The sequence below is a fragment of the Salicibibacter cibi genome (genome assembly GCF_016495865.1).
Classification (GTDB): Bacteria; Bacillota; Bacilli; order Bacillales; family Marinococcaceae; genus Salicibibacter; species Salicibibacter cibi.
Genome location: NZ_CP054706.1, coordinates 3404176 through 3426797, shown reverse-complemented (window position 1 = coordinate 3426797; position 22622 = coordinate 3404176). Strand labels below are relative to the sequence as shown.

Below are 22622 nucleotides of genomic sequence, written 5' to 3'. Positions count from 1 at the left end.
GGACAATGCTTATATGCCAGTCTTTTTCCGTTATTCAGCAGTCCCTAAGTAGCTCTGAAAGGAAGAGGTGAGTCATGTGGAAGAATTGTGGAGCCGTCTGTTAAGTTTGTTGCCTACAGGGCTGTCATTAATGATAGCCGGCAGTACCTCTCTTTTCATTATTTCCGCTTATTATGTAAATAAATGGTTGAATGAGGTTACTGCATCACCATGGAAAAACGAGGCCAATCAACGCAAACGACGAAAAATCTTGGGAGAGATTAAAGAGAATGACTAATCGGGAAACATATCAGATCAAGGCTCATGAAATGGCAGTTTCTCTTTTAGCTGCAACGCCGAGCGTTGGATTTCTCAGTTCTCCCCGTGAATTAACGGAAGTGATGCAGACAGCAGATAGCTGGATTGTAATTATTCTCTATGGTTTTCTCACAATGGTGGTCATTTCACTGTATACCCACTTGCAACGCAAATATCCGGGTCAAAACCTTCTTGAATTTATTGGACAAGGTAAATTTGGATATTGGATTTCAAAAGGGCTAGCGCTTTTTTTTGTTATTTTTTTCGTCAGTTTAATGGCTTATCAATTACATATTTTTGGTGACGTTGTAAAGCTGTACTTACTGATCTATACGCCTTCCGAGTTTACGACAGCTTTGATTGTATTATTAGCAGCTTATGCTGTTTCCAAAGGAACCCAAGGCATTATTCATCTAAACTTGATGTTTGTTCCTATAACATTTCTGGTTATCATTTTCATGCTGGCTTTTAATATACCAAACGTAAATCTACATGAATTACGTCCGTTATTTCCTGAAGGAGTGTCCCCTATATTAAGAGGAATGACGGTGGCATTTCCAGCTTTTATAGGGATTGAAATGTTATTTTTCTTTATGTCATCCATGAAGGCATCACAGATTAGAGCATTCCCTTTGAATGTTTCCATCATGATCCTTATGACCCTGAATGTACTGGTAACGATGGGCTGTATTGCGATTTTTAGCCTCCAGTCTACAAAACTTATAACCTTCCCTACAGTTGAACTAGCTAAAGAAATTGAAATCCCCGGCGGATTTTTCGAGCGTGTTGAGTCCCTCATGCTTACGGTTTGGGTGATGTCTATTTTCAATGCTTTGTCCATCAGCTATCTTTTGGCTGTCCACAATATTCAAGCCCACTTTGTTCCTCGGGTCAACAAAATCTGGGTAACAGCTAGTGTAGCCTTTATCGTGATCTGCTTAGCCTTTGTACCACAGTCAATCACTGAAGCCTTTATCATGAGGCACTGGGTTAACAGTTTAGGACTGATATTAATTCTTGCAGGCCTGAGTTGCGGTTATTTAACTTATTGGAACCGTAAGCATCGACATAACCTTAAGGATGTGGGCAGATGAGAACGTTCATGCTTCGATTTCTGATCATTGTCATATTCATATCCTCTCTCGTTGGTTGCTGGGACTTAAGAGAAATCGAAGAATTGGGTTTTGTTATGGGGGTGGCAATGGATCCGGGGGAAGATGACACTCAGATAACGACATATCAAATCGCTGTACCAGAGGCGCTAAAAGTGGAGTCGGAGGGAGGCGGTACGCAGCAAGCATATTTTAACGTCACTGGATCCGACTTAACGGATATGCAAGTTTCTCGTGAAATTTCAACGAAAACGAGCCGTAGAACAAACTTCGAGCATCTGCAGGTGATCATTTTGAACCAGGAATTGGCCAAAGAGGGATTGACGAGTCATCTTCTGGATTTCTTTTACCGAGATCATGAAATGCGAACAAGAAACCTCATCTTTGTTTCTTCAAGTGAAGCAAAATCTATTTTTGAAGTTGATGTTGATTTAGAAGATATGCCGGCCATGTCTATTCCCATTCTAGCGGAAAGGCAACGCTCTGTTTTACAAATGCCTAAGGAGCTAACAATGGGGGACATGGCAGACCAAGCCATCGGTCGAAGGAGTTATTTGATTCCTCTTGTGAGAGTGGACGAAGAAAATACGATAAAAATTGACGGAGGGGCGATTTTTTTAGGAAAAACCAACACAATGATTGGCACCTTAGCGGAGGAAGATATCGAAGGGTTTAATTTAGTCGTCGGAGAAGCAGAAAAAGGCGTCTTAGAGGTTCCTTTTGAGGATAGAGGCGTTTTTAACTTTGAGATTATGAACTTGAATCCCGATATATCCTATGAGCGTAAGCAAGGAGAAGATTATTTTCAGGTTCACATTCAAACAGAAGGCCTTTTGGCTGAAGATTGGATCGATGGCATGGAGATCAATAATCAAAAAAACCTGGATCAGCTCGAAGAAGCTGTCGAACAGGAAATGCAGAAAAAGGTTGAGGCGATCATTAAAAAAATGCAAGAGGACCATCAGGCGGATGTATTTGATTTTCTTCAATATGTACGGATAAAAGCATACGACTATTGGAATGAGACCAATGAGGACTGGGATGGAGAGGGTGGAGCTTTCTCAAAAGCAAATATCGATGTAGAGATAGATGCGAAGATCCGAAATTATATGTCGAATGAAAAATTAGAAAGAAAGGACAGTCATTCATAGGGGGGTGGTTCGGACGTGTTGAAGAAACGGCATAAGAAATGTAACAGAGAGACCAGTCGACATGGCTATGATATCCGGGTTTCTGAGCGTCTTTCCCAAAACGTAAAATCAGTTCAGAACATAATCGGTGAGAGTGATGATGTTATTCAAAGAGAGTTAACCATTGGCCACAGAGTTCCTGCTGTTCTTTTCTATATTGAAGAACTATGTGACGAAAAAGTATTGGAAGAGAACGTTATTAAGCCACTTGTACAATTCAACGACAAAGAAACATCCACTTTGTTTACCGATAAGGATTTAGAATATATCCAGAAAGAAGTATTGACGATTTCCGGTGTTTCGTTCTATAGCACTTTTGATGCGGCCATTCTTCCAGTTATGCGTGGGGAAACATTGTTGTTAATCGAAGGTATGGCTCAGTTGATGGTTTTAGATGCTGAAGGATATCCTGACCGAGGGATCAATGAGCCTGAAACAGAAATTCTCATTCGAGGCCCCCGGGATGGATTTAATGAAACGTTACGAGTAAACCTTATGCTATTGCGCAAAAGAATCAACGATCCGAATTTAACGGTCCGAATTTCTAATGTGGGGCGCCGAGGGAAAACTGAATTTGCTATTTGTTATTTAAAAGGTATTGCCACCACCAATTTGGTGGAGGAAGTTCGATATCGAATGGCTTGTATTGATATCGATGAAGTACTTGAAACGGGGACATTGGAACAATTTATGGAAGAAAATACATTTTCGCCTTTTCCGGAAGTTTTACAAACCGAAAGGCCGGATCGAACGGTTAAAGCGTTAACAGATGGAAGGGTGGCTATTCTGTTAGATGGAACGCCTTTTTCCATTCTGGCTCCGGTAACGTTTCACCAATTACTCAAATCACCAGAGGATACATATGAACGTTGGATGTTAGGTACTTTTGTTCGTATCCTTCGGTATGTGGCCGCTTTTTTCTCCCTTTTTTTACCGGCCTTATATATCGCTATGGTTTCCTTCCATCAAGGAATGATTCCTACAACATTAACGCTTTCCATCGCAGGAGCACGGGAAGGTGTTCCTTTTCCCGGTTTCATCGAAGCATTCATTATGGAAATGATTTTCGAGTTATTACGTGAAGCGGGGAATCGTCTCCCTCGTCCCATTGGTCAAACTGTCGGTATTGTAGGAGGTTTAATTATTGGGGAAGCTGCTGTACAAGCTGGGATTGTCAGCCCGATTATGGTGATTGTTGTCGCTCTTACCGCGATCTCTAACTTTTCCATCCCTACATATAGTGCGGCTATTAGTTTTCGGCTTTTGCGTTTTACATTAATGATTGCAGCGGCATTTTTTGGCTTATACGGAATTATGCTTGTCTATATCGCAATCAATATTCACTTAGTCGGGATACGTAGTTTTGGGAGTTACTACACCTCTCCGTTTGCACCCTATAATTTCGCTGATTTAATGGATGCCATTGTACGGTTTCCAATCACCGTTTTACGTAAGCGCCCGCGTGAACCTCGCAAAGCTGATGGATATCGTCAACCGCCAAAAAACAAGCATTGATCTAAGTGTGTGTTTAAATAGGGGTTATCGACATCGTCATGCAAGCGATCACAGGCGTCATTGTCATTGGGTTTTTACACGAGCATCCGGGGATCTAATGAGTATTACTGGTGGTGATCAGAAGAAATGGTGAAATTTAAGGCTCTTCACCAAAACAAATTAGGGATAAATATGTGTGTGGTAACCTTGCGCTCATCTTCCTCGGAAAAAAGAAGTTCGCTATTTTCCTGTGGGTCTTCCCACTGCGCTTCCCCATAGGAGTTTACGTGTTTTTTCTCCGCTAGCTAGTGTTATGGTTACCATATTTAATCACTAATATCAAATTTTAGTGTCAGTGTGGCCCGAATGTAATACAATCTTCAAAATAACGATCCAGAAAGCAGTCAAACATTGCTTTCTGGATCGCTATTTACATTTACACTGGGCGAACGGTAACTTCATTGACATTTACATAGTCGGGCTGGGTGACAGCATAGACAACAGCCTTTGCGATATCCTTTGTCTCAAGCATTTTACGATCATTCCAGGTATTGTTACTGCTCAAGTCTGTATCAACCATCCCAGGCGAGATATTCGTCATCCTTACCCCTGTTCTGGCAAGTTCCTTTTCCAATCCCATGGAAATGGCTCGCACCGCATGCTTTGTAGCACTATAGACGGTACTGGTTTTCGTAACCTCAAGTCCGGAAACCGATGCAACATTGATAAGATGGCCCGTTGATCGGCTCAGCATAGATGGCAAAACAGCATCAATGCCGTAAAGCACGCCTTTTATATTCACATCAACCATAGCTTCCCATTCTTCCACCTTGCCGGATCGGACGGTTCCTGCCAGCATTTGCCCAGCATTATTGACGAAAATATCGACATTGCCCAATTCGGCTTGTACCTTTTTCGCGAGTTGATAGACGTCATTTTTATCTGAGATATCCGTCTGAACAGCCATTACGTTTCCCTTGTTATTCGTTAATTCTGTGATTTCACTTTTTACTTTGTTTAATTTGTCCAACCGGCGGGCGACCAGGACGATATGTGCACCCTCCATGGCTAATTCTTTAGCAATGGTAGCCCCAATTCCGGTGCTGGCACCAGTGACAACCGCTATTTTTCCTTGTAGTTTGTTCATGACAGCCTCCCCTTCTCCATTTCTATCATAATAACATGAGGCCACAAGGTGTAGCGAATGGCTTATGCTCTGAATCCGCAGACTCATGCAGGGTATAGGGTTGTAAACAAGTTGTTCAAAAGGAATGGCGTCTATGACTGTCAATTAAGTAAGATAGTGTATCGCATTTCAGTTCCAATTTAAACACAGTCGATCATTTCGCGGTAATAATAAGGCAAGTCATTTTGATAGATGTACATAGGGACTGCTGAATAACGGAAAAAGACTGGCACATAAGCATTTTCCGTTGATGTTGTCAAAACTAGGTGCAAGGAAATCTATCCTAAAAGCAGAAAACCCTTGCACTTCTGGAAACATACGGAGGGGCGGTGCTGCAATGGCGAGACTCCAGCGGAAAAACGGACGCGTCAAGACCCCGCAGCGCCGGTTTTGCGCGAGGAGGCTTGACCGTTCGTCCGCGGAAAGCGAAGCCATGGAAGCGGCATTCCGGCTTCAGCTGATAGCTGCACGTTGTTCAGCAATCCCTACATACACACACATATATTTACCCCTTACATGATAAAGAGGTGTGAGTCCCTGCCTCGGTCTAATATCATTATATTTTGGGTATGCGCATACTTCTCAAAAATCAAACCTTTTCTGTCTAAACTGAATCTATTATACTGAAGGCATAGTCCATAAACCCAGAAATCTTCGAAAGGGAAAACCCTTATAAAAGGGGGCATGTACATGGTCGAAAGCGTGACTAAAACGGTCAGAAAGGAGCATCGAAACACATGAGAACATTAACGAAAGCCATTGGCGTAAGTAATGGTTGGCATGATCGTGCTTTTAGGATGTGGAAATGATCAGCGAAGGTATGATGAGTTGGAATCAATAACTAATTCTGGGGAATTAGATAATTTAATTGAAATGAATGATTAATAAAGAAACGAAAAGTATACATAATTCTGGTCTTTTGAAGAAAAGGAGAGTTAGTGTGGAAATATTGGTAAGTATTTTTTTCTTTTTGCTTATTATCATTGGAATTGCGGTTGCTATTGGTATGTATGGAATACCGACCATTATTGCCTTCGCACGTAACCATAAAAATAAAACAGCCATATTAGCGCTTAATATTTTATTGGGATGGACATTCTTAGGCTGGGTAGCGTGCCTCGTATGGTCATTAACGAATGACCAATCCAATCAACAAACGATCACTTAATTGCTCTTGAAGTTCTCCCTCCCTCCCCCCTGTTAACACCACAAGTGGCGACTGTCTCACGTGCTTTCGGCGCAGGGGGGCCTTTCAGAGACGTTATTTCCTCATTCGACTCCTCGACATTCCTTCAGTTTTAAACTTAAATGCCTGACCTTTACCGAAATTGTGTGACCATATTTCAGTTGGTTCAGGAACGTGTAATTGTCAACTAAAATATTTTGAGTATAATGTTGATAATTTCCGTATGCGCCGGTTCTGTAACAGAAGAAATTCATTCCATTCTTTTATTTAAAAAAATAAAGAATAACGAAAAGAGGATTAATATGGATGCAAAATTTCCAATTGGAAAATTAGAAATTCCTGACAAAGTAACAGTAGAAAATGTTCAAGAATGGTTAAAGGAAATCGAAGATTACACGATTCGATTAAGAGAAACTGTTGACGCATTAAATGATGAGGAATTAAACAGAACATATCGTGATGGCGGCTGGACAGTTCGTCAACTTGTTCACCACATTGCAGATTCTCAGTTGAATATGTATCAACGTTTGAAACTGGCATTAACCGATGAGAATCCAACAGTACCTGCTTTTGATCAAGATAAGTGGGCGATTGAGCCGGATACAAGGCTTCCTGTTGAAAGTTCTATTAAATTGCTAGAAGGTATAAATGAGCGCATCGTATTTTTAGGATATCGTTTAACGGAAGAACAATTAGATCGAGCTTTTACGCTCCAAAAAAGTGATGAGATAACAGTCGCAGCAAAAGTTGCAAAACTAGCCTGGCACGAAGAGCACCACTTATCCCATATAAAAATCGCGTTATCTCCATGGGGCGAATTTAACCAATAGTTATTCGTTATTATCGTTTTATTGACCGTCCCTGAGGAAATGAATCAAAAACTGCATGAAGTGTGTAACCCAGAAGAAAAGGTGACTCCCATGTATAAAAAGCTCGTTTCCAGACCCACCGACTTTAAAGCCTTTATTTGATAAGCTGAGAAAGGAAGAAGGGGAGGGAAAAAGGAAAAGGTCAAAGCAAATCGCTGAGGTGATGCTGGAAAATGGCTATTCGAATGAAGAAAATTATTAAAATGACGAGTGTCACTGAAGATAAGTTAAGGAAAGAACTAGACGGAACAGTTTTAGGAAAAAGAATAGGTATCATTTTGAGTATAATGTTGATGATTTCCGCATGAATATCAGGATGAAGAGCTCGGAATTCGCAAAATTATTTGCGAACTACGACAAAATGGCAGTGACGGAAGAGGATGAGATCGTTGAAGGAAGGAGTCATTCCACATGTTGAGGAAATGCAAGCAGAGCTTTCCGACATCGAATTAGAAGAGCTGCATCAGTTACAAATAGATGTCATTGATGAATTGCATGAAGGATTCAAGAAGGCATGCAGGATGATTATGATGAAAAAAGAGAAGCATTATGGGATGAATATAATTTCGAAGAGGAAGATGAAGAGATTGAAGAGAGCTGAATGGCAACCGTAAAAATAATCGGTCACACCAGAATCTGGTTATCCGAAAAAAGAACCGAGAAAACATTTTCTCGGCCCTTTCAATCTCTTTGCTCCAATTGCTGTTCTGCCATTAATGGGAGGAGGTTATCAAATATATGGGTATCTCCGTTTTGTATGGAGTAACCTCCGTAGTAGTCATTACTCTCCTCTGTAACTTGAAAAGCTTTCATCCGCTCAAAGATCTCTTTCGCCAATTCTATTTCGTTGATTTCCAAAAGGTACAAAATCAAAAAACCATAGATTGCAGGAGATTCATATTGGACAATAGGGTCCCGAGTTTCCCTATCGTATATACCGCGAACAAGCCCACGGTTATCCATTTCTTCCTGAATAAAACTTAAAAATGCTACTGAGGGTTGTCCCACTCTTGCATAGTGATACGCAATAATAGCTTGATCAACAATATTGATCTCATCATCAAATGTATACGTTTCCGTAACCACATTATAGGATGATGGATAAAAACCGTTATCTAGTGGCGCTTCTGTCAACACACGCATCGTTTCTTCCACAACTTGGCCATTTAATTGTTCTTCTTCAGCTATCTTATTCATGGCCTGGATATCAATATATGATAACGTGATATCTGAACTCGCATCATTTTCTTCTTGATCGTAATAGTCCGTAAGGATTCCATGGTTTACATTATGGCTAGATAAATATTCATTAATCAAATCAGCTGTTTCTAAATATTCTTCTGCATCCCACCTATTGTAAGCATCCAAAAGAACCTCTGCAATACGGAGGTCGTCGATGAGCGCATTGGTAGATATTTCACTTTCTCCATCCTCGGTGAGTTTCCAATGAACAAATCCGTCATTTTCAAGGAAAAGTTCATGCAATTGCTCATGAATCTTGTCAAATAATTCTTGATCATTTTTGTCTAAGGCGTAAGACATCCAAAGCCCAAGTGTTTCAGAAAGCGTCTCACGACCACTCACGACCACTCACGAGATCCTCATCCACTTGATCACTATCCTGAATATAGGTAGCCAGTGTACCGTTATCGTTCTTTAACCATTTGTATATAAATTCTTCTGTACTGAAAGCTTCCTCAACATGATATTCTTGATCTGTCATCACACACCCCCCTATTATGAGGAAAATGCAGATCCCCATCCATACGCACCAGTATTGCACAATAGGCCTCCCATACGTTCATTAGACGAGTTGGTTTGCTTGCTTTTGATCCGACGTCACTGTCAAGTCGAAGGATTTTTTAATATGATTGACGATCTTATCAGCAGAATCTCCTTGGCCAAAAGGGTTTTGCATCTTACTCATGCCCGTATATGCTTCTTTATTGGATAGCAAACGCTGACATTGCTGAACAATCGTATCTTCAGACGTACCCACTAATTGTAAGGTGCCGGCTTCAACACCCTCGGGACGCTCTGTTGTATTTCTTGCAACGAGCACAGGTTTTCCAAGCCCGGGCGCTTCTTCCTGAATCCCACCGGAATCCGTGATGACAAGGTAGGCACTCTTCAATACATGTATAAACGGTTCGTAGTCCAAAGGTTCAATCAAATACACGTCTGGGTTATCTCCAATTTCATGTAATGCCTTTTGTCTAATCGCAGGATTTTTATGGACAGGGAAAACCACTTGAACATCATCATTAGCATCTACTATTCGACGAATCGCCCGATAGACAGATTGCAATGCTTCCATATTTTCTCTCCGATGGGTCGTTAATAGAATGGTCTTTTTACCTGTTTCAAAAATGCTTTTTAGTTCCCCGGATAAACTTGATTCTCGTCGGCTAATATCCATTAGAGCATCAATCACCGTGTTTCCCACCACCTCTATAGTGTCATGTGGAATGTTTTCCTTCAATAAGTTATCTTTATTTCTTTGGGTTGCTGCAAAATGATAAGTTGCCAGTCGCCCTACAAGTTGACGGTTGCCTTCTTCGGGAAACGGTGCATAGATATCATTTGTCCGTAAACCGGCTTCAACATGGCCGACGGGTACCTTTTGTAAAAAACCTGCATAAGTCCCAGAAAATGTTGTTGTTGTATCCCCATGAACTAGCACGAGATCTGGTTTTTCTTCTTCAATGATCAGAGAAAGCTTATCAATAAGCCTTTTCGTCAACGTTTCCAGCGATTGACCCTCCCTCATGATGTCTAAATCATAATCAGGCGTGAGCATAAAAAGGTTCAGTACTTGATCAAGCATATCTCGATGTTGAGCTGTGTTGATAAAAATGTTCGTAATCTCTTTTTCTCGGTTCAACGCCTGCACGATAGGAACCATTTTAATCCCTTCCGGTCGTGTACCGAAAATGGTCATCGTTTTTATCATAAATAATTCCTCCTTATGATGGCTTATTTCCCACCACTTTGCTCGAATCGTTGGGTTTTGTACCACTGTACATCTTGTTTAAAAATGACTCTTTTGACCTCAAGGAATGTCGCGCAAGCCACTAAGATCACCCACAACTGGGAGTAGACAAAATACATCAATATAGCAATCAAAGCGTTTTTAAAGGTAAGTTGATTTTTTTCAAAGCTGAGCGCAAGCCAGACCTCAGCTATAAACATTAAAAATCCAGTGACCAGTAAAATAATCGCCACATTGCCTATGGATAAATCTAAGTCAAAAAATAGATTCGCAACAAAAATGCTGTGCGAGATAATAATTCCACCGAAGAACAAAAGGTAGATAAACAGAAAATAGAATAGATCCACAGGAACTTTTTTATTATTTATCTGCGATGGCCGGAAAAGAAATTTGCCAATCACGTACTCATTTCCACGTGCCCAACGTGTTCTTTGTTTCCACCAAACCTTTAAATTCTCCGGTTCTTGTTCCCACGTAATGGCTGACGGGAAAAAACGAATGTGATAACCAAGATTATAGACTCGAAAGCTGAGTTCCGTATCTTCAGATAATGCTTTTTCATCCCATCCACCAAGCTCTTCGAGAATGGAACGGCGGATGGCAAAATTCGTCCCGGGGATAGTTGTCATTTTGAACCAGGACCAGCGCCCTGCCTGTGCAAGCCATTGAAACGTCAGCGTCTCGATATTAATGAAACGCGTTAGTAAATTTTGTTTGGCATTCAATACTCTGAACTTCCCGACAATAGCTCCAGCCTTTTTATCGTTGTTCAAGCCCAACACTAGATTATAAATCGCTTCCGGTTCCGGCGTGTTATCAGCATCATAGACAGCAATGATTTCTCCTGTTGAATGTTTCAACCCCTGGTTTAAAGCCCCGGATTTTCCTTTTCCTCCATGCGGCGGTTTCGTGTGAACGGGTTTAATAAAGGCGAATTTTCTCGCGTAGTCATCAAGAATCATACCTGTAGCATCACTGGAGTTATCATTTACCACGATCACTTCCAGCTTATCTTTTGGATACTTTAACTGAATCATTGATTCGATCGTATCTTGTATCACCATTTCCTCATTATGGGCAGGAATTAAAATGCTGACAGATGGCATTTCCCCTGGGTGCTCGTCCCAGGCCTCTTTTATTTCTGGATGCTGTAAAAAATAACGATACCCGCCAAACATTAAAAACACATGATAAAACAGCATAAACCATATTAAGAACAGTGAAAGATAGAGAAAAAAATCAGCCATTGTTGCTAATCCCCCTGTCAGAACGGTTGCCTTTTGCTATCTGGAATACAGTGAAGCTCATTAATAAAACGACACTGAGTACTCCGGCCCAGATCATTATTTTGGTTACATTTTCTGCAAAGTTTTTTACATGATAAGCCGGATAAGCAATCGATGTTGTCATTAAGCTCATTTGATCTATATTTGCATCAATCTCGCCATCTCCACTGGTTATGGATACATGTTCAACATCTACGGTGTTATCGAGTTCTTTAAGGTCCATCCATTCGATGTTCGGGATTTCTTCAATCGCGTCGATGACTTCGATTAAGCCTTCAACACCGAGATAAGGATGATAAAAACCACCAATCATCCCTCCGCTTGTTATCTGATGCAGCTCTGCTTTATCGACCATATCTCCCACAGGGTCGTCGTTTTCGGGCTGTACGTAGCCGATGGTTTCAGGAAGCAGGAACATGCCATTTAAAAAACTGGGCTGTGAAGCATACGGCGTGGTATTCATAATCTCCCATGTCTCATCACTCAGTTGGACTTGTCCAACATATGTGGAGAAAAATTCAGATGTCACTTCAAGCCCATGTTGGGACATTGTATAGTGGGGCGGTTCGAAAGCAAGGGGATATAAGCCGTAATTCGCCAGTTCTTGCACACCTCTGGTCTGGTCAAACGATCTTCTACATATGCACGTTCAAAGGCTTTATTGTCTGCCATATAGGCTACGTAATCCTCTTGTTTGTCGAAATCATCTTCTTCCAGTTGTTCAACATTGTCATTGGGGCCATGATAAATGGGCATATCATTTTCAACATCCCAAAATTCAAACCCTTCCCCTGTTTCACTTAACCGGAACTGATGCGTATATCCGTGCAAGACAACACTACCTCCGTTATCTTGCATATATTTTAGGGCTTCCAGCACTTCAGGCATGTCATCAAAATGAATTTCCTCGCCGGTTTCTGGATGAAGATAAACAGGAATAACGGCAATCATATAGGGGATGTCCCGCGCTTTTAATTCGTCTGCAATCGCCATTAATTCATCCGGGTCAACCATAGGATGTACATCTTCGATACGGAGATACGCAGGCGTTTGATCGGTTGGTTCCGTCTCAAACACCGTATTTAAGGTTTGGGAAAAAAACACCGAATACGGTTCATAAAGCATATTTGTAGCGACATAATAGTTGTCGCCTTGACTCATAATCAATGGATGTTCTCCCTCGTCACCGTCCCCTTGGACGAACACTTCCGCATCCTGATCTAGCGTTGTTTCCAGAATCGATTGAGGATCAACTTGTTTTGTTTTGTCATTGTCTCCTAAGTATTCAAGTTCCTTAATTGTCTCTTCACCCTCGATGTCCACGAACGAAAAGGTATCTCCAAGCTGTTCGACGTTATACCCAATAGCAACAGTTGGACCATCGAAAGACGAGATAAGTTCTGGGATATGGGATGGAAGATCTTCTTCCGTTTCTCCGTAATAGAAGAGATGAGTCTTCCCATTCAGATCTTCTGGTTCAACATCTTTTGTGTTTTTAAATGTAATATTGTTGGAAAAGTGCCCCAATGACATATCCAATAACCTTTGATGTTCTCCTGCACTGCCATCTTCCGATGAAAATAGAACGATAATGTTCGTCTCTGGGTCGATCTTCTCGATCTCTGCCTCTATCGCATTCGCTTCGTGCTCTTGATGTAAAATCGATAGGACAAATAACATGCTAAAAAAAACTAAATGCTTCATGATAATTTAAGGTTCCCCACTTTTATGGAAGTATTGATATAACACATCATCAGGATGATGCTTAGATTTATTGACTTAAAACCATAAAACACCCATTTTTTATTAATGTAAAAATATATCCATTATAATAATCTTTGATTTATTTATGTAAAACGGCATGAGTACATATTCTAAAAAAAGTCAAAGAGGGCGTTTTTTTAATATAAATATCCTTGAACGAAACAATGATTCGCTCACTTAGGCATGACAAGCGTCCCGCCGGATTTTCCCGGAAGGGGGGGCATTATTACGGCAATTAGCCTTGTTAGTTAAGGCACTTTTTTAAGATACGAGCCTGTGTTCAGTTAAGAAGTATTTGTATCCGCCAAGTTGGCTGAAACCAAAACAAGATAGGCAAACGTTTGGTCACCATCATCTTACTCCCTTCAGATAAAATAACTCACCTAATTTATTGCTGTTCAACATAACATAGTGATTTGTACAATTTCTGATCAATAGCTGGGATTAACAAATCTATTTCAAAGTGGTGGATGGACGTTCATTGACTATAACCGACTGGCTACGAAAGGAACGTAGGAATGCCACACAACTTACGGAGTTCAACATTTCGTGCGTTTCACATTTCGGTAACTTATCTCTTTTAAAGTACTGTAGTTGGTGTGTTTTAGGATAAATGCCCAGCCTCATTGCAAATTAAAGGCCTAACATCTCTTCGAGCTTGGCATACTGTTGGTCAACAGCATAACGATCACCAAGTTGATCATATAAGTGAATGAGATTAAAGTAACTATCTTCCATATATGGATAACGTTCCTGTACCTGATGGAAAAAGGGGAGAGCCTCGACATAGTTTCCTTTGGCAATCATAAAATCGGTTACTTCCATAACACATCGGAGCCAAAGTGACCGCAATCGTTCCCGTTCCCCCACTGCCCATAAGTAATCATATTCTTCCAGATAATCCCCGGGATACATGTCTATTAATGCCTGAAACCGCGGAAGTGTATCATCAGATACGGTAGACAACTCACTCAAACGCTGTTCCCATACATCAACGTCAAACGTAATACCGTTTAGATCAAGCATATAACTATCATGATGACTCGTTATATGAATATTGAATCCGACAGATGCTATTGTTTTACGAATTTGATAGATGCTTGCATATAGTTGCGTCATCCCTTTATCTCCATCCGTTTCCGGCCAAAGCAGTTCAATTAGATCAATTTTTTGAACAGGTTTCTGTCGATGGTGGACAAGAAAAGCAAACAATTCTCTTGCCTTGGATGTTCTCCAGCGAACGTCAAGCGGTTTTGAGCCTTTTCCTGAGCATTTAAATTGAATTGAGCGAAAAAAACATAATGTAGCTTCACGAGTGGGTTCTTTTGACATTGAATGACGATGGAGATCTTTCGAAAGCCGGTCAATCGTTTTCGTCAATCGGGCCTGTTGCACCGGCTTTACAAGATAATCCATGGCATTTAGTTCAAAAGCTTCTACGGCGTATTCACGGTACAATGTTACGAATACAAATTTCGTTTGAAGCGATGAGCTTTGAATTTTCTCTGCCACTTCGATCCCGCTTAATTTTGGTATCTCAATGTCGAGAAAAATGACATCCGGTTGCTCTTTGAAAATGGCTGCTAAGGCTTGATGCGGATTGATATACTTACCAACAACGTCAATGCCATCATTTATTTCTGCTAATAGTTTTTCAAAATGGTCAAGAAAAAGCGGCTCATCATCTACTAAAATGGCTTTTAGCACGTATTTTCCACCTTTTTCTGTCTGTCTATCCATTGTTTGTTTTTTGGGAAAAATTTCATGCCGCTTTTTGCTCTATAATTCCCAGTCGTATATGCTTAGAAAAAGCTTTTCTAGGAAATATTACTTTATAGTTCCCTTAATATGGGCATGTAATGTTACCAAACGTAACATAATGATCTGTACAATTTCTGATCAATAACTAGGAGATATGTATCTAAAAAAACGGATGGTTGCTTAGATTGCATGGATGATGATAATGCAGGGTTGGATAATAATTAAAAGCCTCTGCCAAAATTAAAATGAAGCTTTAGAGTAGCGTAACGTTAATGAAAAGCGTGTTTACAAATGATGTCAGAGTACAAACGTTTGACGCCATGAATCGACAGAATCCAGCATATAATGGCGTCATCGGATAGTTATGACGCCATAAAACAACGCATGTGTACATTTAATGGCATCTATGTGCAACAATGACACCATGAAAGTTCCTACGCCTGATTATGATGGCGTCAAAAATGAAAAGACAAAGGCTTTCGTTCACCATATATTTCCATGAAATTACACGTGCTGTGCCCTGCTCAGAAAAAACCACGCCAAATGACGGCCAATCACCGAATTTGAACATTGACAGATGAAAACACATGTCCATCATTTTGCTTTAACGGAAAAAAGGACGATAAATGTCATTAGGTTTTAAACTGTCATGGCTGGGATTTATGATTTTGGCATTGGCACTAAGGAGGTAAATGCTCGTTACTGCATTGAAAATATGAATGAAAAAACGATAAATGTATGAGGATTTTGTCGTCGTACGTTAAACATAATAAAAAGGGGCGAGGAGATGTTGTATAGATATCCAACATTGAATAAAAATGGGAATATGATCGAATGTTTCAAGCGAATGACCCTGCATATGATTCCTACAAACGTTGGTGCTTCTCTTATTTAATACCAAAATTGTGAAGCAAAAAGGCATGAAGATGATCAGCATTATCCGAGGGCATCTTCGTTCGTTGCTCACGCATGAAGGCTGTAATGGCATGAGCATAAGCATCATGTTCCGTTATCCCTGTTTCGTTCAATAGATGATCCGCTCGACGTTGAATGTCCATAACATATTCCTTTTGGTCCACGACTTCTTCCACCTTTCCATTTACTTATGAATTTATCATATTACATTTATATTACAATCATTTATCATTTTATACTATTTTATTACAAATGTGAAATCTATATGTTAATAACCCTGATACAACCAAGGATCAGGGCGGAAACTAATGGAGAATATTATGCAGGTAGAAATGGTTATGGGGAAGGATGAAGCGATTTCCTGAGATGGATGATGCGCTTGAGGTCGTTGCCGAAGTTGAAGAGGGGAAGCAACAACAATTGTTTCGCAACACCAGACGGATGTTGGTTTTTTGAACAGCTATCGTTCCGGCATTAACGGTGTCGAGGCGATCCAAAATTTCGAGATTCGATGCCCCGGGGTGAAAGTGTTGATTCAATCAAAACATGAAGATAAAGCGTATGTGACGTACGTGTTAAAAACGGGAGTTTTTGGTTAGAGGCGTTTAATGTCGTCGGTACCGGTGGCGCCTATCTTCATCCAAACGTGACGAAGCCTTTCATCAAGGCGTATTGTCAGTGGTTGCCAGAGATGAGGAGTCATCCAGAGTTCCTGAGTAGGAATCTAAGAAAGTGGCATATCGCAGACCTTTGCATATTTTGTTGCGCAGAGAGTGAGATGTCCTACAGTTTATGATTGGCGTACAGCAACCGGATGATCGGGTTAGACCAAGATCAGCATTTTTCCCAGTATTTGGATGGTTAGTGGCTAGAGCTGTTGGACCCATATGGAGCGGTATAGTGAGTGGTGCTGATAATATTGTGCAGAGTAAGGCTGTACAATATTATCACGCAATCTGAAGAATCTTTGAATGGAGGATCTTGAACACGTTGGTTTTTACCTATCTGTTGGTGTTCGTAGGTATACCCATATATATAAGTAGAGTGCCAATGCCAAAATCATAAATCCCAGCCATGACAGTTTAAAACCTAATGACATTTATCGTCCTTTTTTCCGTTAAAGCAAAATGATGGACATGTGTCTTCATCTGTCAATGATCAAATTCGGTGATTGGCCGTCATTTGGCGTGGTTTTCTTCTGAGCAGGGCACGCGTAATTTCATGGAAATATATGGTGAACGAAAGCCTTTGTCTTTTCATTTTTGACGCCATTATATGCTGGATTCTGTCGATTCATGGCGTCAAACGTTTGTACTCTGACATCATTTGTAAACACGCTTTTCATTAACGTTTCGCTACTCTAAAGCTTCATTTTAATTTTGGCAGAGGCTCAGAAAAAACAGAGGAACTTCAGATGAAAAAGTAAAAGAGAGTCCTTATTTGGCTCTCTTGTTATTGCTCAATCTATTTAGGAAATGGCTGACCGACTTTTCAAGAAAGAGACGTATGAACTTGATTTAACCGGTCTACTTTTTTAGGAAGACGTCAACTCCCTTGAATTTCGGTATTCCTCGGAGGATTCATGCTCCATTTTGAAATCTCCAGATCAATATAGCCTTCTGTTGCAAAGAGTTCAATACCCTGGCTGCTACTCGATGGAAAGATGCGTGCTGTGAACACGTAAAAACCTTCATTCACGAAAATCTCCAAAGAAGATGTGTCGACGAAAATATGCAGTGATAGGTGCTTGCAATCAAGTGGTTTTACTCGTTTTGTCCCATAATCTTCTGCAAAACTCTCGCCGGATTTTTGGCGGTCTAGAACAATTTCTTTGTTGACATTATCATAGTAAAGAACCGTTTCTTCTTCCTGCCCGGTGCAAATCTTGATTCCGAACATAGAGGCCGTTTGAGCGCTCATCTCACTTTTTAGTTCATAACATTGACCATTGATATCTTCATACGTTTTTGTTTCATTATCAATCGTATCGGATATAGCTGTGTGGTTTTCCCGCAGCTTTTCCATCTCCCGCACAGGTCGTTGATAAAGAGTATCGTTTTTTATAAATAGCTCCCTGGGAATGGTTAAACAATGGGCCCATTGATAACGATCGGTTGGATATTCAATCTCGGGCAATCCCATCCATCCGATTAAAATTCTTCGTCCGTCCGGTGCTAATGTTGTTTGTTGTGCATAGAATTCAAAACCAGCGTCAAGCTCCTGGAAATCTCCATGTTCAAAAGAACCATCGCTCAAATTCATAGGATTCCCGAGAAAGTAACCAGATTGGTAGATATTTTGATAGCGGTATTTTTGCGCTTCTAACCCTTGGGGCGAAAAAAGCAAAACACCTTTTCCATCTAGCTCAAAGTAATCCGGGCATTCCCACATAAAGCCAAAGTCACTTTTACTCGTCTTAACTTCACCGACAATTTCCCATTCCAAGAGATCGGAGGACCGGTAGAGAAGGATACATCCGGTCTGATTTTCGCGTTGAGCCCCGATCACCAAGTAAAATGAATCACTTTTTTTCCACACTTTTGGGTCTCGAAAATGCTGAGTATAGCCTTCAGGTGAACCTTGAATAATGGGGGCGGTGTGTTTTTTTAGATCACCTTCCTTGTCCATTACCGCTAAACATTGATAGGAATGACGCTCCCATTTATTGTCTCTCGTATTTCCGGTGTATAATAAATGTAATTGATCCTCATGGACAATCCCGCTTCCTGAAAAAGCGCCGTGGCTCTCAAACCATTCCTTGGGTTCAATGGCAACCCCTTGATCTTTCCAATGAACAAGGTCATCAGAAGTGACATGATACCAGTGTTTTAATCCGTGAACAGGGCCAAAGGGGAACCACTGATAAAATAAGTGGTATTTTTCGTTGTGAAAACAAAACCCATTTGGATCGTTGAGCAGGCCTATCGGTGGCTGTATATGATAAGTTTGGCGCCAAGGAGATTGCTCAACGGCTTTTTGTAGTTCCCCGTACTCTTCTTTTGTCATTTCAGAAAAACGTTGATAGCGTTGTTTTCGTGTCCAATTCATTTTAATCAACCTCTGTTTTTTAATCTATCTCGTCTTGCTAGAACAAAGGTAAGGGCAAATGTCGTCGTAAATGAGATCAATAAGCCTATGATGAAGTTTACAATAGATTCAGGACTTATTGCAATAATACCTGGTAAACCGGCCGGGCCTATAGCTGTAGACAAAACACTTGTAAATCCTAAATAAGCTGAAGCGATACCTGCGCCAATGATAGCAGCAATGAATGGATAGCGTAACTTTAAATTAACTCCAAACATTGCCGGTTCCGTAATTCCCAGTAAACCGGAAATTCCGGAAGCAGTCGCAATACTTTTCATTTGCGCTTCTCTCGTAATCCATATGACTGCTAGAGCTGCAGCTCCTTGAGCCACATTTGCCATGGAAGCAATAGGGAAAATAAATGACCCACCAGTCTCGGAAATGTTAGCTAATAACTGGGTTTCCACGGCAATGAAGCTATGATGCATACCTGTAATGACAAGAGGAGCGTATAAAAAGCCAAAAATGGCACTGCCAATAAAGCCGGTGGCATCATACATCCAGACCAAACCTTCGGTGAATAAATCTCCCCCGGTTCGCATAAGAGGCCCTACAAGAATGAATGTCACAATTGCTGAGGTTAATAATGTAAGCAGTGGTGTTAGTAGGTTATCCAATATTGAGGGCACAATCTTACGAAAAAGCCGCTCAAGATTTGCTAACACGTATGCAGCCGCTAATATAGGTAAAACTGTATTCTGATAGCCAACTTGCGCAATTTCTAATCCGAAAAGGTTCCAGTATGATACTTCATCTTCGACTAAAGCCTCTCCATATAGGTTTGCATCAAGTAAATCAGGATGAACCATAATCATGGCAAGGGCTGCGCCCAAATAAGGATTGCCGCCAAAGCGATTGGTGGCTGAAAATCCTATTAATATGGGCAAGAAGACGAATGCTGCGTTGGCAAATGTGTTAACCATCTCACTTAGATCTTCAATCTGGGGATATACATCTACGAGTGACTGCCCGTCAAAAAAGAGATCAGGGGCGGTTAATACGTTATAGATCCCCATCAACAACCCGCCGGCAACAATGGCTGGGATGATTGGAATAAAAATATCTGAAAGCATTTTAACAAAACGTTGAATCGGATTCATTTTTTTGTTGGCTGCTTCTTTCACTTCATCTTTACTTGATTCATCCAAATCTGTAAGTTTGATCAGTTCTTTATGAACTTTATTTACCGTTCCGGTTCCAATGATGATTTGAAGTTGACCATTGCTAAAATATGAGCCCTTCACTTCTTCGATGGCTTCAAGTTTATTTTCATCTACCCGTTTTTCGTCATGTAAGACTAGCCGTAACCGGGTAGCACAATGGGTAGCAGCAGAAACGTTTTCGCTTCCGCCTATAGCATCGATTATTGCCTTAGCTGCTTCTTGCATCTTACGTAAACCTCCAAAAGTGGTATGATCAATTGTGTTGGTTTTTAGATGTGCTCCGGCGGAATCTCATCCAGCCCCTTCACTACATCAAAACCTCCACTCCGCGTCGTGGAGTGAGCAGCGATATGGTTCGCAAATGTCGCGATTTTTTCGAGACCATCGTTAGTGAGATGGTTGATATTATTTGTGTGACGAAGAATGCCAAAGAGTACGCTGGCCATGAAAGCATCACCGGCACCCGTTGAATCGATGGCACTCACTTCATGGGGTGGGGAAAATCCACTCCTGTTTTCGCCGTAATAGTAACAACCTTTGGCACCAAGGGTGACGAAGATAAGCGAAATGTTTTTAAAATGCGTGATGGCATCTTCTACCTTTTTTTCCTCGGTCAAAAACAACAGTTCTTCCCTGGAGATCTTTAAGATATCCGCGTATCGCGCAGCTTCTAAGGAAACTTTACGAGCTTCTTTTTCGTTCTCCCATAATGCCAAACGCAGGTTAGGATCATAGCTAACGATTATCCCTTGTTCTGCGGCGAAATCTAGCGCTTGGAAGTTTGCGCTTCGGGACGGTTCGTGGGACAACGACACGGAGCCAAAATGGATAATATCTGCATTTCCGATGGTTTCCATGTCCAAATCAGACGGTTGTAAAAGTTGATCAGCACCTGGACTTCGATAGAAATCGAATGAGCGCTCACCGTCGGCTTTTAGAGATACAAAGGCAAGGGTGGTTTTCGTGTGTTCGGCCATTTGCATCGCGCTCGTATCAATGTTTAAAGCATTTAACTTCTCTAAGATTTGTTCGCCGAAAAGATCATCGCCGACTTTCCCGATGTATGACGTATTTACTCCCCATTTAGCGAGTGCGGATAACACATTCAAAGGTGCGCCGCCAATGTTTGCCTGGAAACTTGGTTTCTCGGTATTTGTCATTGGTGACATGTCTATAAGCGCTTCTCCAATTGAGATAATCTTGTTCATGTTTTGCTCCTAACACGATTCCCTTAAGATCAATTCGGTTGGAAGACGAATTGATTGGTTCCCGGAATCATCCGTTTTTATTTTGTGTAATAAAGCTTCTGCGGCTTTTTCCCCAATTTTTTCAACAGGTTGCTTAATGACAGAAAGTGGTGGGTCGGTGATTTTTGCCCATTCGTAATCATCAAAGCCAATGATCGCGATATCTTCCGGGATGGTTATTTGGTATTCTTTAAAATACGTGCAAGCGCCAATGGTCATCAAATTATTGGCGACAAACATGGCGGTAATGCCAGGTTGAGTCAGCAATTTTTCAGCGGCATGATAGCCTCCGGTAAATTTTGAATCACCTTCGAAAATTAGATTTTCATCCACGTTAATCCTGGAATGAACGAGGGCGTTTCGGTATCCGTTAATTCTTTCTCGTGTCGTGCTTAATGTGTCGATTCCTGTCACCATTCCGATTCGCTCATGGCCTCTCTCGATGAGTAGTTGCACTGCATTATATACTGCTTTTTCGCTCTCAACAGAGATATAATCGCCTGATGTCCCGTCGGGAATACGGTCGATAAAAACGATTGGAGTATTCAGGTTGAGATAAGGTTCAATGTCCTGATAATGTTCCGCGCTCGATGCGAGGATGATGCCGCTTACTTGTTGTGCTTGAAAGGTTTTAAGCTTTTCAATCTCCAATTCGAGTTTCTCATCGGTATTTCCAACCAACAATTGATAGCCTTTTTGATAAAGGTTTTGTTCAATCCCTTTAACGACGGAGGTAAAGAAATGGTTGGAGATGTCCGGAATGACAAGGCCTATGGTAAACGTTTGTTGGCTTCGGAGCGTTTTTGCGGCAAAATTCGGCGTGTAATCCAATTCATCCATGGCATGTATCACTTTTTGACGTGTGTTCTCGGCAACGAATCTTGTCTCATTAATTACGTGAGAAACAGTTGCTGTGGATACACCAGCCTTTGTTGCAACTTCACGAATACTGTTTGTTGGCATAGAAATCACGCTTTCGGTAAAGTACGTAAACGATTACGTAATCGTTTACGTATATCATAAAACATTATATGCAAATGTCAATACATGATTGAAAACGTTTTCGTCATTGT

The 22622-nt window shown here is 41.0% G+C and carries 23 protein-coding genes; 10 read left to right on the top strand and 13 right to left on the bottom strand.

The window, feature by feature from the left end; all coding sequences use genetic code 11:
- Nucleotides 1-76: 76 nt before the first annotated feature.
- The 4 genes from HUG20_RS17045 to HUG20_RS17030 are packed head-to-tail and all read left to right on the top strand — an operon-like array spanning nucleotide 77 to nucleotide 4114.
- Complete coding sequence (locus HUG20_RS17045) at nucleotides 77-277, top strand: hypothetical protein (RefSeq protein WP_200085873.1); 201 nt, start codon at nucleotides 77-79, stop codon at nucleotides 275-277.
- Nucleotides 270-1391, top strand: coding sequence for a GerAB/ArcD/ProY family transporter (locus HUG20_RS17040; protein WP_200085872.1), 1122 nt, complete (start codon nucleotides 270-272; stop codon nucleotides 1389-1391). Before HUG20_RS17045 ends, HUG20_RS17040 begins: the two co-directional genes overlap by 8 nt.
- Nucleotides 1388-2560 carry a Ger(x)C family spore germination protein gene (locus HUG20_RS17035; RefSeq protein ID WP_200085871.1) on the top strand — a complete coding sequence of 391 codons (1173 nt, stop codon included), beginning with the start codon at nucleotides 1388-1390 and terminating at the stop codon, nucleotides 2558-2560. Before HUG20_RS17040 ends, HUG20_RS17035 begins: the two co-directional genes overlap by 4 nt.
- 15 nt (nucleotides 2561-2575) lie before the next feature.
- On the top strand, nucleotides 2576-4114 hold the full coding sequence (locus tag HUG20_RS17030; protein WP_200085870.1) for a spore germination protein: 1539 nt from the start codon (nucleotides 2576-2578) through the stop codon (nucleotides 4112-4114).
- Between the two features lie 415 nt (nucleotides 4115-4529).
- Here HUG20_RS17030 and HUG20_RS17025 read toward each other — a convergent pair whose 3' ends face one another.
- Nucleotides 4530-5240 carry an SDR family oxidoreductase gene (locus tag HUG20_RS17025; protein ID WP_200085869.1) on the bottom strand — a complete coding sequence of 237 codons (711 nt, stop codon included), beginning with the start codon at nucleotides 5238-5240 and terminating at the stop codon, nucleotides 4530-4532.
- Between the two features lie 368 nt (nucleotides 5241-5608).
- Here HUG20_RS17025 and HUG20_RS19700 point away from each other — a divergent pair, with 368 nt between their 5' ends.
- The 5 genes from HUG20_RS19700 to HUG20_RS17010 all read left to right on the top strand — a co-directional run bounded on the left by HUG20_RS19700 (nucleotide 5609) and on the right by HUG20_RS17010 (nucleotide 7948).
- Nucleotides 5609-5740 (top strand): hypothetical protein, encoded by a 132-nt coding sequence (locus HUG20_RS19700; RefSeq protein ID WP_281392447.1) that lies wholly within the window; start codon nucleotides 5609-5611, stop codon nucleotides 5738-5740.
- Nucleotides 5741-6219: 479 nt separating this feature from the next.
- Nucleotides 6220-6447 (top strand): superinfection immunity protein, encoded by a 228-nt coding sequence (locus tag HUG20_RS17020; RefSeq protein ID WP_246476457.1) that lies wholly within the window; start codon nucleotides 6220-6222, stop codon nucleotides 6445-6447.
- 320 nt (nucleotides 6448-6767) lie between these two features.
- The gene (locus HUG20_RS17015; RefSeq protein WP_200085868.1) at nucleotides 6768-7295 is read left to right on the top strand and encodes a YfiT family bacillithiol transferase; all 528 of its coding nucleotides are present in this window, start codon (nucleotides 6768-6770) and stop codon (nucleotides 7293-7295) included.
- A 212-nt stretch (nucleotides 7296-7507) separates the two neighbouring features.
- The gene (locus HUG20_RS19695) at nucleotides 7508-7642 is read left to right on the top strand and encodes a hypothetical protein (protein WP_281392446.1); all 135 of its coding nucleotides are present in this window, start codon (nucleotides 7508-7510) and stop codon (nucleotides 7640-7642) included.
- A gap of 81 nt (nucleotides 7643-7723) precedes the next feature.
- Nucleotides 7724-7948 (top strand): hypothetical protein, encoded by a 225-nt coding sequence (locus HUG20_RS17010; protein WP_200085867.1) that lies wholly within the window; start codon nucleotides 7724-7726, stop codon nucleotides 7946-7948.
- Between the two features lie 67 nt (nucleotides 7949-8015).
- Here HUG20_RS17010 and HUG20_RS17005 read toward each other — a convergent pair whose 3' ends face one another.
- From HUG20_RS17005 to HUG20_RS16970, 8 genes are all read right to left on the bottom strand, one after another.
- Nucleotides 8016-8924, bottom strand: a complete 909-nt coding sequence (locus tag HUG20_RS17005) for a glycosyl hydrolase family 8 (protein WP_200085866.1) — start codon at nucleotides 8922-8924, stop codon at nucleotides 8016-8018.
- On the bottom strand, nucleotides 8905-9057 hold the full coding sequence (locus HUG20_RS17000; protein ID WP_200085865.1) for a hypothetical protein: 153 nt from the start codon (nucleotides 9055-9057) through the stop codon (nucleotides 8905-8907). Before HUG20_RS17000 ends, HUG20_RS17005 begins: the two co-directional genes overlap by 20 nt.
- Before the next feature lie 81 nt (nucleotides 9058-9138).
- A complete protein-coding gene (gene wecB, locus HUG20_RS16995; protein ID WP_200085864.1) occupies nucleotides 9139-10287 on the bottom strand; it encodes a non-hydrolyzing UDP-N-acetylglucosamine 2-epimerase in 1149 nt (382 codons plus the stop codon).
- 23 nt (nucleotides 10288-10310) lie between these two features.
- Nucleotides 10311-11573: a glycosyltransferase family 2 protein gene (locus HUG20_RS16990; protein ID WP_200085863.1), complete on the bottom strand. Its 1263-nt coding sequence runs from the start codon at nucleotides 11571-11573 to the stop codon at nucleotides 10311-10313.
- Entirely contained in the window at nucleotides 11566-12222 is a 657-nt protein-coding gene (locus HUG20_RS19690; RefSeq protein ID WP_200085862.1) for a DUF2334 domain-containing protein, read from the bottom strand. Before HUG20_RS19690 ends, HUG20_RS16990 begins: the two co-directional genes overlap by 8 nt.
- Nucleotides 12138-13316 carry a DUF2334 domain-containing protein gene (locus HUG20_RS19685; protein WP_200085861.1) on the bottom strand — a complete coding sequence of 393 codons (1179 nt, stop codon included), beginning with the start codon at nucleotides 13314-13316 and terminating at the stop codon, nucleotides 12138-12140. Before HUG20_RS19685 ends, HUG20_RS19690 begins: the two co-directional genes overlap by 85 nt.
- A 693-nt stretch (nucleotides 13317-14009) precedes the next feature.
- A complete protein-coding gene (locus HUG20_RS16975) occupies nucleotides 14010-15083 on the bottom strand; it encodes a response regulator (protein ID WP_200085860.1) in 1074 nt (357 codons plus the stop codon).
- Nucleotides 15084-16024: 941 nt separating this feature from the next.
- Nucleotides 16025-16216 (bottom strand): hypothetical protein, encoded by a 192-nt coding sequence (locus HUG20_RS16970; protein ID WP_200085859.1) that lies wholly within the window; start codon nucleotides 16214-16216, stop codon nucleotides 16025-16027.
- A gap of 288 nt (nucleotides 16217-16504) precedes the next feature.
- Between HUG20_RS16970 and HUG20_RS16965 the strand changes: the two genes are divergently transcribed.
- On the top strand, nucleotides 16505-16651 hold the full coding sequence (locus tag HUG20_RS16965) for a response regulator (protein WP_200085858.1): 147 nt from the start codon (nucleotides 16505-16507) through the stop codon (nucleotides 16649-16651).
- A 946-nt stretch (nucleotides 16652-17597) separates the two neighbouring features.
- On the opposite strand, the gene HUG20_RS16960 is transcribed toward HUG20_RS16965, so the two are convergent.
- From HUG20_RS16960 to HUG20_RS16945, 4 genes are read right to left on the bottom strand one after another with little or no spacing between them, the layout of a single operon-like run.
- Entirely contained in the window at nucleotides 17598-19100 is a 1503-nt protein-coding gene (locus HUG20_RS16960; RefSeq protein WP_200085857.1) for a glycoside hydrolase family 32 protein, read from the bottom strand.
- Nucleotides 19101-19105: 5 nt separating this feature from the next.
- Nucleotides 19106-20527 (bottom strand): sucrose-specific PTS transporter subunit IIBC, encoded by a 1422-nt coding sequence (locus HUG20_RS16955; protein ID WP_200085856.1) that lies wholly within the window; start codon nucleotides 20525-20527, stop codon nucleotides 19106-19108.
- Nucleotides 20528-20571: 44 nt separating this feature from the next.
- Nucleotides 20572-21510 (bottom strand): carbohydrate kinase family protein, encoded by a 939-nt coding sequence (locus HUG20_RS16950; protein WP_200085855.1) that lies wholly within the window; start codon nucleotides 21508-21510, stop codon nucleotides 20572-20574.
- 9 nt (nucleotides 21511-21519) lie between these two features.
- Nucleotides 21520-22512, bottom strand: a complete 993-nt coding sequence (locus HUG20_RS16945) for a LacI family DNA-binding transcriptional regulator (protein WP_200085854.1) — start codon at nucleotides 22510-22512, stop codon at nucleotides 21520-21522.
- Between the last annotated feature and the right edge of the window lie 110 nt (nucleotides 22513-22622).